Genomic DNA, 11913 nt, shown 5'->3' on the forward strand with positions numbered 1-11913 from the left:
CACAGATGGTTAAACCATACCTTTTAAACTGCACCTTCTGTAGATCGCCGCCCTACGGAACTTGAAATCCTAGTTAAAGACGCGATAAATTGCCGTCTCTACAGAAAATCTATTCGTCAATAGCAGCATTGATGCTAGAGAAAACCTTGTAATTTTTTAAAGGAAAAAACATGACTGAATACAGCCGATTAAAAACCTCACGTTCCGCCGCAATCAGAGCAACCCTTGATTATCCAGTAATCGACACCGACGTTCACACCAATGATTTCACCCCAGCTTTTGAAGATTACATCGCCCAGTACGGTGGCGTGAAACTCGTAGACGAGTTACGTAAAACCGAAGCCTCCCGTCTCAACTCCAAAAGCAACGGTAAAGACTGGTATCAACAAACCCCTGAAGAACGTCAATACAACCGGACAATCCGATCGCCTTGGTGGGCCAGAGTGACCAAAAACACACTGGATTTAGCTACTTACACCCTGCCCGGACTGCTATATGAGCGTCAAGCGGAGCAAGGATCGGACTATTCGGTGCTGTTTCCGAATAATGTCCTAGCACCAGCTGGAGCAAGTGCAGAGAATCGTCAGGCGCTGCAACGTGCAGTCAATCACTATCATGCTGATATTTATCGGAAATATAGCGATCGCCTGACACCGGTAGCTGGTATTCCCTTAACTACTCCCCAAGAAGGCATTGAGGAGCTAGAGTTTGCAGTAAAAACACTTGGTTTGAAAGTAATTAATATCACTGGCGGAGTGAAGCGACCGATTAAAGCGATCGCTGATAAATATCCAGCCGATAAATTCCCCGAAATCGCCAAGTATGCTTCTTATATCGACTTCTACGGATTAGATAGTGAATACGACTACGATCCCTTCTGGGCGAAAGTCGTGGAATTAGGCGTACCCGTCACCACCCATTACGGCAGTCAGGGTTGGACTGGACGCTCCTCCATCAGTAACTACATGAACAACCATATCGGTCACTTTGCCGATGGTTCAGAAGCCTTTGCTAAAGCGTTGTTCTTCGGTGGTGTTACCAAGCGTTTTCCCCAGTTGCGTGTAGCGATGCTAGAAGGTGGGGCAGATTGGGGTGCGCGTGTCTACATCCATTTGGTAGATCGGTTCTTGAAGCGCAATATCAAGGCATTGGAAAACTACAATCCAGCATTGACAAATGCTGATGAGCTATTTGAAATATTTGAACGCTATGGTGCAGAAGTTACTCAAGGGCATTCCCTCGACAAGGACGAATTGACCAAAACTGTACTAGGAGCTTCATTTAGCCGTCATAGCCGTGCGCCCATTGGTAGCGAATTGGACGATTTTGCCGCAGCAGGGATTGAAACAATTGAAGATATCCGCGATCGCTGGGTAAATAGTTTCTTCTTTGGTTCCGAGTCAGACGATCGCACAATTGCTACGGCATTCAACGATAAAGCCAATCCGTTGGGAGTCAAGATCAACGCCATCTATTCCTCCGATGTTGGTCACTGGGATGTACCAGACTTGACTTCCCCCTTGGCTGAAAGCTGGGATTTAGTTCAAGAAGGCGTTATTTCCGAAGCCGACTTTAAATCTTATGTATTCGCTAATCCCTACAAGTTTTACACCCAAGCAAACCCCGATTTCTTCAAGGGTACTGCGATCGAATCCAAAGTCGGTAACACCGAATTTAAACAAGTAGACAAGAGTCTGGTAGTGGCGTAAAAGCCGACATGAGGGCGTGGGGGGGGAGATGAGGATAAATAATCAATGCCCAATGCCCCATGCCCAATTCCCAATTAAATTAGGAGTCACAAGTATGCCAGTTGAACAACGTTCCCACGACACCAGTAATGGTTCCTTGCCTTATCTTTTCTCGCCTGTTTCTGATAATGCCAAGCAACCTGCACCCTTAGTTTTGTTTCTGCACGGAGGACGCGATCGCGGAACGGATCTGAATGTGCTGCTGAAATGGGGTCTACCTCGTTTCGTAGATTTATCCGACTCATTACCTTATGTCTTCGCCGCACCCCAGATTCCAGAAGAACAGACTTGGGCAGATCGAGCAGATGATGTACTTGCTTTACTTGATGAACTGATCGCTTCCCAGCCCGTCGATCCAGCGCGGGTGATATTAGCCGGGTTCAGCTTAGGCTCGGCCGGTATCTGGCATATCGCGGCTTTGCAGAGCGATCGCTTCGCAGGACTAGTACCTGTATCTGGACGTGTACCCAAGACATTAGGAGAAAGCGAACTAGCTGCACTCAAAGACATTCCCGTTCAGATATTCCAAGGTGGACAAGACAAAAATCTCCCAATTGAGGACACAGAGCATTTTGTTGAGCGCTTACGCAAAGTAGGCGGAAAAGTTGATTTGACAGTGCTACCAGAAGGCGATCATTTTATTGCAGATGAGGTATACGGCGATCCGAAGTTACAACAATGGCTAATTTCCCAGAACCGACGTGAAATTTCTGTAGTCGCTTGAGGTGAAATGTTCAAAAACTAACTTGCAATATTCAGTGAGATAGGCAGCGTCTTGCCTGCCTAACATAACAATATATTAATATCTTCTAGTAGTTCGCTTTCGTGACTTGGCGGGGTAAAGGGTAAAGGGGAAAGGGGAAAGGTTTTAAATCCCAAACCCAGTACCCCCGCCCCTTATCCCCAGAGGGGGCCCCACCTTCCCCTTTACCCAGCCCTCACCCTGCATTTTTGGGTTGGCAGACCACTAGAATCATGAACATAATGCTTCTTCTCAAACCAAAACCGAACTATTTCGGTAAAATTCAGTTGAATTATGTCAGATTCTCGCAAAGAAATCAGAATTTGTTTTATTGGTGAATCCTTTGTCAATGGCACAGGCGATCCAGAGTTTCTAGGTTGGACAGGTAGAGTGTGCCGCAATGCTGAGTCAAGAGGATACGCTATCACCCATTACAACTTGGGGGTGCGGGCAGAGACAAGTCGGTATCTCAAACAACGTTGGTACTCGGAAGTCTCCTATCGTCTCCCAAAAGAATCTGATGGTCGAGTAGTGTTTTCTTTCGGGGCAAATGATTCAGGATGGGCGGGTAAACAGCAAGGAATCGAACTTTCAGAGTCGATCGCAAATGCTCGCAATATCTTAAGCCAAGCAAAGCAACTCTATCCGATCTTGATGGTTAGTCCGCCACCCTGTGGTGATCTCGATCAAGAAAAAAGAAATCAAATTCTTGCAAATCTGTCAAAGGAATTCGCGTTGGTTTGTAATGAACTAGATGTTCCTTATCTTAATGTGTTTTCTAGTTTGGTGAAGTCACCGATCTGGCTAGCGGAAGCAAAAGCTAATGACGGCGCTCACCCAAAAGCTGATGGTTATGCAGAATTTGCTGCGATCGTCCAAAACTGGGAAGGTTGGTTAAATTGGTTCACACCTTAAAAATGCCGACATCGGGATAATCATGGCTTAGTCGATGTGTCCTATAGGCTTTTAATTTTGCGTTAGCAAAGCGGGGCGGAACGCACATCGCATTGCATTCTATTTAAAAATTTCAAAACTTTCTCAATCAACAACATTTTTATGACTTTACCAACTACTAATCTCGGTAAAACTGGATTGACCGTTTCGCGTCTCTGTCTCGGCACTATGACCTTTGGTTTGCAGACTGACGAAGAAACTTCTAGAGATATCCTCGACACCGCAGCCGATGGCGGAATAAACTTTTTAGATACAGCTGATGTTTATCCACTTGGCGGGGGACTTACTACTGCTGGGCGTACCGAAGAAATAATTGGGCGCTGGCTCAAAGGCAAACGCGAACATTTTATTTTAGCTACCAAGTGCGTCGGCCGGGTTGGCCCTGCACCTTGGGATCAGGGTGCTTCGCGCAAACATATTCTAGATGCGATCGATGCTTCCCTACAACGTTTGGGAACCGACTATATCGACCTGTACCAATTGCACTCCGACGATGCTTCCACTCCTCTCGATGAAACCCTGGAAGCGCTGGACGCGATAGTTCGTGCTGGCAAGGTACGCTACATTGGGGTTTCCAACTTCTTAGCCTACCGACTCGCCCGCGCCTTGGGTCGCGCCGAAACACGCAATCTAACCAAGTTCGTCTCAATTCAGCCCCGCTACAACCTGTTGTTCCGCGAAATTGAGCGAGAACTATTGCCCCTAGCTAAAGAAGAAGGACTGGGTGTAATTTCCTACAATCCCTTAGCGGGTGGTCTGCTCACGGGGAAACACATTCTCGCTCAAGGCCCCACCTTTGGTACACGTTTTACGTTAGGTGCTGCCGCAGAACGTTATCAAGAACGCTACTGGCACGATCGCGAATTCAATACTGTCGAAGAATTACGCACAATCGCGGATCTCGCCGGATTTTCCCTCACCACCCTAGCAGTAGCTTGGGTTTTATCTAATCCCATTATCACTGCCCCAATCATTGGCGCTAGCCGTCCACAACAACTTGCTGACAACCTCAAGGCAGTAGAAGTAAAACTCGACGACAGTTTAAAACAAAAGTTAGACGACCTAACAGCTGAATACCGAAGAGGAGATTCTCTTCGTTAGAAATTATGGAAATGACAGTGGATTGCCTCTCATGACGAAAAAGACCAGACAATTCAAATCTTTTCAACGTGCTGCTGATGCACCAAACCTGCCATCAACTCCATTCAGGTTCATTTTGTATTTCGTTAACCAGTTTCGCTGGTGGTATGTGTTAATGGTGTTCCTGGAGATGGTACACGCAACCTGTGGCATTATGTTGCCTTATGCTATTGGTGAGATTATCCGAGGCGTGACGAAATCAACGGGCGATAGCCAGCCCATTTTTGATGCCATTAAGCAACCCCTAATACTTTTCACTGCTTTAAGTGTAGGTGAAGTGATATTCGGGCGATCGGCTGGACTCTTGCAAACCATTCTTCATCCAATCCACCGACAGCATATAGTGCGATCGCTATATGCATACTTGCAACACCATTCGCATCGCTACATGAGCAGCAGTTTTTCTGGGGCATTAGCACATCGAATTAGCGAAACTTCTCTGGGTGTTACCCAGACGATGCAAATGCTGATTACTGAATTTATGCCAGTAATCGTTGTGTATAGCGTCGCCACGACGATATTGTATCGTGCCTATCCTCCCTTAGCTGCACTCGTGGGCGCGTGGGCAGTTCTCTTCATCACTATTTCATTCTGGCTGGCAACTCGCTGCCGAATTTACTCTCGGAAAGCCGCAGCCGCCAGAAGTGAAACAACTGGCATCATCGTAGATTCGGTAACAAATCTCACCAGCAGCCGACTGTTTGCTCGTTTGGATTTTGAACGACGCTATTTGAACGAGCAATTAAGGCGCGAAATCAAAGAGGTGAGAAAATCCAATTGGTACTCGGAGCGAATTCGCTGGTTTCAATACCTTTCGGCAGCCATACTCAAAATCAGTACCCTATATTATTCACTCTCCCTCTGGAGTCAAGGGAAGATTGCAACTGCTGATTTCGTCGTTGCAACCAGCTTATCGCTATTGATTATCAGTGAAGCCCGGAATTTGAGCCGCCGCTTTCTGGAATTTTTTGAACATATCGGCAATGTCGCCAATGGTGTTTTTATCATCGTTCAACCCCACGAGTTAGTGGATTGCGATCGCGCGATCGCCCACCCAATTACCCAAGGTAAAATTGAATTTCGGCGGGTGAATTTCAACTACACAGAAGAGAAGAAAGTTTTCACCAACCTTTCTGTCACCATTCAAGCGGGACAGCGTGTTGGATTAGTAGGCTTTTCTGGTTCTGGAAAATCTAGCTTTGTCAATCTAATTCTGCGTTTGTTCGACCCCCAATCTGGACAGATTATTATTGATGGGGTTGATATTCGAGATATGACTCAGGATGCCCTACACGCTCAAATTAGCTTGATTCCTCAAGATCCATCTCTGTTCCATCGCACTTTGCTAGAAAATATTCGTTACGGACGCTTAGATGCAACCGATGAGGAAGTCTTCGAGGCGGCGCGAAAGGCTAATGCTCACGATTTCATCATTCAAAGTCAGGATGGTTACAATTCTCTGGTGGGCGAACGTGGTGTCAAGTTATCTGGAGGGCAGAGGCAGCGAATTGCGATCGCACGGGTAATCCTCAAAGACGCGCCGATCCTGATTTTAGATGAAGCCACCTCCAGCCTCGATTCAATCACCGAAAAAGCGATCCAAGATACCCTCGACTTAGCAATGAATGGTAAAACGGTCATTGTGGTAGCTCATCGATTATCTACCATCGTCCATCTAGACCGGATTTTGGTGTTCGACAAAGGTCGGATTATCGAAGATGGTTCCCACGCTAAATTGCTGGCACTTGGCGGCGCTTACCACAGGTTATGGAAAATGCAAGCAGGTGGATTTCTCCCGGAGAATCTCGGCGAGGAACGCATACATGAGGTTCACAGTGGTACAGACAATCTTCAAAATGGAATAATCGCTTGACAAAACACGAAAGGAAAGATTTTTTCGTTGGAACATGAAGGTTTTCGGGTACGTTTGAGCGACTATACCAAAAGTCCAGAAAATGCTGTGTTACTTACCAATACCTCTGCCAATTTACGAGGGTTCAACGCCTGTAGAAACGGGATGAATACGTCCTAAAGAAGTAAGCTTGGCAAAAATCTGGGTTAATAAAATAGGCTCAGGGATTTCGGGAAACATTTTTAACATTTCACTGTCCTCAAACGAGTTCATGATACGGGAAATCAGGTAAAGCGGTTGCACACTATTTGGATGGATGGAGGATACCGAGGCGAAGAATTTATGCGTTGGCTGATGGATATGTTTCGCTAGATTGTGTAAATTGTGCATCAATATTTTTAGGTACTTAATGATAAATTAGCTAAGTTAAAAGGGAAAACTAGCAAATTTCCTACCAATTGTAGATTTATTTAACTTAAGATTGCGCCCACAGAGGGTAGCTTGGAAACCCCGCTTAAACAATATAAGAATAAATTTCACCCTTTAACTCAGCCGATGGTGCGATGACAAAAGCCGAGCTATTAAGTCAATATATTTCATAGATAGATATTATTAACCTATCTGTGCTTACTATAATTTGAGAACTAAAATTTTACAGAAAACTTCAAGTATTACTTGCTTGTTGATTTAGGTACTGCAATGAAAAAATTGATTAAAGGTTTGCGCGAGTTCAAAAGTAGTTATTTTTCAGCCAATGAAGAACTGTTTGAACAACTTTCTCATGGACAAAAGCCCAGAGTACTATTTATTACTTGTTCCGATTCGCGTATCGATCCCAACCTGATTACACAAGCTGGGTTAGGTGAATTATTTGTTATCCGCAATGCAGGCAACATTATTCCGCCATTTGGTGCGACTAATGGCGGTGAAGGCGCAACAATTGAATATGCTATTCAAGCATTAGATATTCAACAAATTGTAGTTTGTGGTCACTCACATTGTGGTGCTATGAAAGGGTTAATGAAGTTAGACAGTTTGCGGATAGAAATGCCGCTTGTACATGACTGGCTCAAGTATGCAGAGGCAACCAGACGACTGGTGAAAGACAATTATAGCAACTACGAAGGGGAAGAACTCTTAGAAATCATTATTGCTGAGAATGTACTTACCCAAATTGAAAATTTACGGACTTATCCAGTAATTCGCTCTAAGCTCCACCAAGGGCAAATCAGTATTTATGCTTGGATTTATCAGATCGAGACAGGAGAGATTTTGGCATACGATGCACAGAAGCATGCCTATGTATTACCCCAAAATCGGCTTCTTCCATCGGAGATAGATGAGACTTTACCTAGCAATGTGGAAATACATTTCACTAAAACTCAACAAAGGGGATTTGAATCGTCCGAGGAACTCCCTGTCTCCACACGTGAATGGTTTCCAATGACAGTGCTTTCTCCAGAGCAAATGGAGCGAATTTATCGAGGCTCGACAACAAAGTGAAAATGTAGAGTAAATAAATAAGTGGGTTAAATATAAAACCTCACCCTGCCTCCGGCTTCCCTCTCCAAAGTATCGGAGAGGAATTGAGGGTGAGGTTTGCTCTTATATTTAATTACGCCTACCTACTTATGAAAAATTTTTTCGCAGAGAAGAACTAAAAGTGAATTGTCCATCACGAGGAAAATTCAGCCTTAGAACGCTTGAAACAGCTGTTGGAAGAATCATCTGGGTTTCAAAGCTATGGTCAAGTTCAACAATATCTCAAGAGCGGATTAGGGCTTTCGATTGCCTACAAAACTGACCTTACTCTAGAAGTGCCGCGATCGCAAGCGAGCTTCCGGTTAAAATAAGAACACCAAATTTTCTTGTTTTGTGGCTCCTGCCTCCTTCAGGAAGAGAGATTTTGCATTAGCTAATACCATTTCACTACTTTACACCTGGCCGAATATGGTTTTGCAAGAGGTCTATTGATTTGTAAGCAGCTTACCCTAAGCGACGTGAAACCATTAGTAACTTAAGTTTTCTTACACTTGCCAATGTTTGTTGTGAAATTGAGTACTGGTTGCTTTTTTTACTTTTTATTAAAAAATAATTACTTAACCAATGGTGGATGCCAAAATCTATGAGAATACAGTGTAATTAAATTGCTAATTTTTTAACTGCTGCTTTTTGCTTGCATTATCTTTTGCTTACATGATTTTGATGCTAGCTTTACATTATCCTTTAATTGTGAGTGTGAGATAATACACAATATACTCTTTCCTTAGACAATGCGTATTATCATGCTTAGTATTAGACAAAAACCTCATCAAAATTACCCGCTTAACACTTATGAATAAAAAATCATAGAGTACAATAACTGAATATTGGTTAAATATTTTTAAAATTCAAAGTAGGATTTTTTAATGATCGCCTTAAGTAATTCAGAAAACGGTACAGCTAGCAGCACAGCAGCCACTAAGAGGCTGGCAAGGGCAATGATGGTTTCTAGTGGTGAATTCTCGCTGATATTAGCTTGTTGTAATTGTGTTGAAAGACAGCAGCAAGTGCTGAATGTGTTAACAGAATTTTCATCAGCTGACATTCACGAAATCCTGCTCTCACCTGTGACAGACACATTGTATACAACTATTACAACTGGGATTGGTGCTAATCAACCCGAAGCTTTGATGATACGGGGTTTAGAATCTGTAGTTGAAATTAACCAACTAATCATTAGTACCAACATTATGCGAAATGAGTTTCGCCAACAGTTCCGGTTCCCGCTGGTGTTATGGGTCAATGATGAAATTTTACGCAAGTTAGTCTGGCTAGCACCAGATTTCAAAGACTGGGCAGCTAGCACCATTAGATTTGATATACCTCAGAATCAGTTTATTGAAGTTGAACAACAAGCCATTAGCGCTTAATATTGCCTGAGATTACTTGCGAAATCGCACACAGGCTAATGGCTTTTTTGTCAATACCTTTTGCACGTCACACATTATTGATAAAGTTAACAAAGTAAAACTATTGCTTCACAAAGATTTCAGTGATAGCGATCGCTTTGTGAAAAAATGGATAAAGTCGAGCTTACAGTTATTCTACGCTCAGGCCAAAGGTGATAAAGCAGTTTCGGAAAACTAGCACCTTTTGCAGTACTGCGTGCAGTTATTTTACTACCATCAATTTAATAACTGTAACGCTTTAGCGATCGCCAATCAACAGCCCACTTTGGGAGAGTCCAAGAGTAAAGCGAAAGCGACGGGAAAGAATTTTATTACTGGTAAGTGCATTGAGCGTGCTGTTCTCCCGATTTGCTAAAGTTACGCTCATTGCAATTAAGTTTTAGGTCATTAGTATATCTGTGCTTACGTCCGTCATTACCAAAAAATTTTGTAAAAGAACCTGACGCTAAAGTGAATTAAATTCCTAAAGGTTTTAGTAATGTTCGTTAAGCACGTACAATTTAGGTCGGTTATTACCCATATCGGCCTGATTGTTATTAGTCAGAATGTAGTGGTGCAATATTTTATTGCACTCTTACAAAAGCTAAAGACAGAGGTAAACTATGTTTCCTTTTTGGGGTAATTTTTGTTATGGAAGCGAACCCATTTCGCACAAAAGTAGCTTAGAGCGGAAATTAAAATTCTTAATTTGGATGCGAGATGATTTAGAGTCCAAACTTGCTGGTATTAATGCTTCTATTGATACCATTCGCCAGCAAATTGAACGCTCCGACTCAGCTGTTTAGAACTTAATTCTTGGAGACATTTGTACTTCAGGCAATTATAACTCTTTTGTGACTGGGCGCTGTAAATGGGTGGAATCTAGGTTGTAAGCCTTTGTTCAGCGCTTTGTCACAAAGGAGCGCACAAAAGAGATAATCTTGAAAAACGAACCCCAGTTTTTAGTACTGGTAAAACTAACTGCGAACCAATAACTTAAGGCAAAGATGCAATACAAAGGTTCCCATTCATATATGGTACAAGATTATATTGCTAATTGTAGGGAAATGGCACTACTGCGCTTACAGGTGTACCTCACGGAAACGAGAACCGCTACAAGTAGAGTTAATTAATATCTGAAAGTTAGAGCCGTAATCGTTACTTAACGCGCCAAAATTATAAAAATGAAAAATATTATCTCCATTGGTTGGAATAGCTGGTTAAAACAACACAAAGAATCTGTTTTACTATTTGACTCAATTGCTGCCGCTAGTGAAATTGCCCTTATGCTTAACGGTCAGTGGGATGGCTGTAATGGTGTGATAATTGCTAAGTGCGATGAGGTAGCTGTTAACACTGCTGCCAAACTATTAGAAGCTACATGGTGTTATCAAGGCGCTGAAAAAGCTGTTTTAGAGAGAGTAACAACTGATGAAATTTTACGCCGTTATGCAATAGGAGAAAGATATTTTATTAATGCTAACTTGAGGTGTGCAGTACTTGCTTCAGTAAAACTAAATGAAATTAACCTAAGTTATGCTTCGTTGAGTTGTGCAGACCTAAGTCAAGCAAATCTAAGTAAAGCTGATTTAACAGCAGCAGACTTAAGCCAAGCTAATTTAAGTGGGGTCAATTTGAGTAAAGCATATCTAATGAGGACAAACTTAACCAAGTCAGACCTGCAACAAGCTTCGCTGAAAGGGGCTAACCTAAGTAGGGCTAACTTAAGCGAAGTTAACCTCACTAATGCAGATTTAACAGGAGCTAATTTATCATTTGCAGACCTAAGAGGGGCAACTTTTCACTTTTGCAATTTGAGTGGGGTTAACCTCACTGGTACTAAGTTAATTGAAAGTGACTTAGCTTTTGCTCTCCAATGATCTTGGTTGGAGGCAATTGCAGATGTTGTTTTAATGATCAATATCAATATATTATACTTTGGCTCTTGCTTATCACCTCACTAATTCTGTAATTCTATGAGAAAAATTATTATTGGGGTCATGGGCAGGGGAGAAAATGCGACAGCAAATGATTTGCAAAATGCTTATACAGTAGGTCAACTTATTGGCAAACAAGGATGGGTTTTACTTACTGGCGGTAGAAATGTAGGGGTAATGGATGCAGTAAATAAAGGTGCAAAATCTGCTGACGGTTTAACTATTGGTATTCTTCCGGGCGATTGTAATCAGGATGGGATTTCCTCTTCAGTGGATATTGCTATTTTCACAGACATGGGTAATGCTAGAAACAATATTAATATTCTCACCAGTGATGTAGTAATTGCCTGTGGTATGGGTGCAGGAACTGCTTCAGAAATTGCTCTAGCTTTGAAAGCAAATAAGCAAGTAATTTTATTGACTGACGATGAAGAAGGCAAACTTTTCTTCAAAAAGCTGTCGCCAGAAAATGTTCATATTGTGGAGAGTGCGGAAAATGCGATCGCTACCGCCAAAACAATCTTATACTAATTTGTAATTAGTGAGCTACCTTGATCAGTCACTAGACCTCTTGCAAAAGTGCTTTTTGCAAGAGAGGGAAAAGGGTAAA

The 11913-nt window shown here is 42.7% G+C and carries 13 protein-coding genes; 11 read left to right on the forward strand and 2 right to left on the reverse strand.

The features are described from left to right. Positions 1–170: 170 nt before the first annotated feature. The 5 genes from RMZ41_RS06615 (at position 171) to RMZ41_RS06635 (ending at position 6457) form a co-directional block, all read left to right on the forward strand. The gene (locus RMZ41_RS06615; RefSeq protein ID WP_322640260.1) at positions 171–1709 is read left to right on the forward strand and encodes an amidohydrolase family protein; all 1539 of its coding nucleotides are present in this window, start codon (positions 171–173) and stop codon (positions 1707–1709) included. Between the two features lie 94 nt (positions 1710–1803). Beyond that, positions 1804–2472 carry a dienelactone hydrolase family protein gene (locus tag RMZ41_RS06620; protein ID WP_322640259.1) on the forward strand — a complete coding sequence of 223 codons (669 nt, stop codon included), beginning with the start codon at positions 1804–1806 and terminating at the stop codon, positions 2470–2472. Positions 2473–2784: 312 nt separating this feature from the next. Next, positions 2785–3405 carry a GDSL-type esterase/lipase family protein gene (locus RMZ41_RS06625; RefSeq protein ID WP_322640258.1) on the forward strand — a complete coding sequence of 207 codons (621 nt, stop codon included), beginning with the start codon at positions 2785–2787 and terminating at the stop codon, positions 3403–3405. Positions 3406–3546: 141 nt separating this feature from the next. Continuing rightward, a complete protein-coding gene (locus RMZ41_RS06630) occupies positions 3547–4545 on the forward strand; it encodes an aldo/keto reductase (protein ID WP_322640257.1) in 999 nt (332 codons plus the stop codon). A gap of 31 nt (positions 4546–4576) precedes the next feature. Then, on the forward strand, positions 4577–6457 hold the full coding sequence (locus tag RMZ41_RS06635; RefSeq protein WP_322640256.1) for an ABC transporter ATP-binding protein: 1881 nt from the start codon (positions 4577–4579) through the stop codon (positions 6455–6457). 114 nt (positions 6458–6571) lie between these two features. Here the strand turns inward: RMZ41_RS06635 and RMZ41_RS06640 are convergent, their stop codons facing one another. Beyond that, entirely contained in the window at positions 6572–6826 is a 255-nt protein-coding gene (locus RMZ41_RS06640) for a hypothetical protein (protein WP_322640332.1), read from the reverse strand. A gap of 309 nt (positions 6827–7135) precedes the next feature. Between RMZ41_RS06640 and RMZ41_RS06645 the strand changes: the two genes are divergently transcribed. The 3 genes from RMZ41_RS06645 (at position 7136) to RMZ41_RS06655 (ending at position 9348) form a co-directional block, all read left to right on the forward strand. Further along, positions 7136–7939, forward strand: coding sequence for a carbonic anhydrase (locus RMZ41_RS06645; protein ID WP_322640255.1), 804 nt, complete (start codon positions 7136–7138; stop codon positions 7937–7939). 200 nt (positions 7940–8139) lie between these two features. After that, complete coding sequence (locus RMZ41_RS06650) at positions 8140–8289, forward strand: hypothetical protein (protein WP_322640254.1); 150 nt, start codon at positions 8140–8142, stop codon at positions 8287–8289. A 555-nt stretch (positions 8290–8844) separates the two neighbouring features. Next, positions 8845–9348 (forward strand): hypothetical protein, encoded by a 504-nt coding sequence (locus RMZ41_RS06655; protein ID WP_322640253.1) that lies wholly within the window; start codon positions 8845–8847, stop codon positions 9346–9348. Between the two features lie 277 nt (positions 9349–9625). On the opposite strand, the gene RMZ41_RS06660 is transcribed toward RMZ41_RS06655, so the two are convergent. After that, positions 9626–9754 carry a hypothetical protein gene (locus RMZ41_RS06660; RefSeq protein ID WP_322640252.1) on the reverse strand — a complete coding sequence of 43 codons (129 nt, stop codon included), beginning with the start codon at positions 9752–9754 and terminating at the stop codon, positions 9626–9628. Between the two features lie 235 nt (positions 9755–9989). Here RMZ41_RS06660 and RMZ41_RS06665 point away from each other — a divergent pair, with 235 nt between their 5' ends. The 3 genes from RMZ41_RS06665 to RMZ41_RS06675 all read left to right on the forward strand — a co-directional run bounded on the left by RMZ41_RS06665 (position 9990) and on the right by RMZ41_RS06675 (position 11834). Beyond that, positions 9990–10172, forward strand: a complete 183-nt coding sequence (locus RMZ41_RS06665) for a hypothetical protein (RefSeq protein WP_322640251.1) — start codon at positions 9990–9992, stop codon at positions 10170–10172. Between the two features lie 378 nt (positions 10173–10550). Then, complete coding sequence (locus RMZ41_RS06670) at positions 10551–11246, forward strand: pentapeptide repeat-containing protein (RefSeq protein ID WP_322640250.1); 696 nt, start codon at positions 10551–10553, stop codon at positions 11244–11246. A 96-nt stretch (positions 11247–11342) separates the two neighbouring features. Beyond that, positions 11343–11834 carry a cytochrome gene (locus RMZ41_RS06675; RefSeq protein WP_322640249.1) on the forward strand — a complete coding sequence of 164 codons (492 nt, stop codon included), beginning with the start codon at positions 11343–11345 and terminating at the stop codon, positions 11832–11834. Positions 11835–11913 lie beyond the last annotated feature (79 nt).

The sequence above is a fragment of the Nostoc sp. DedVER02 genome (assembly GCF_034530675.2).
Taxonomy (GTDB): Bacteria; Cyanobacteriota; Cyanobacteriia; order Cyanobacteriales; family Nostocaceae; genus Nostoc.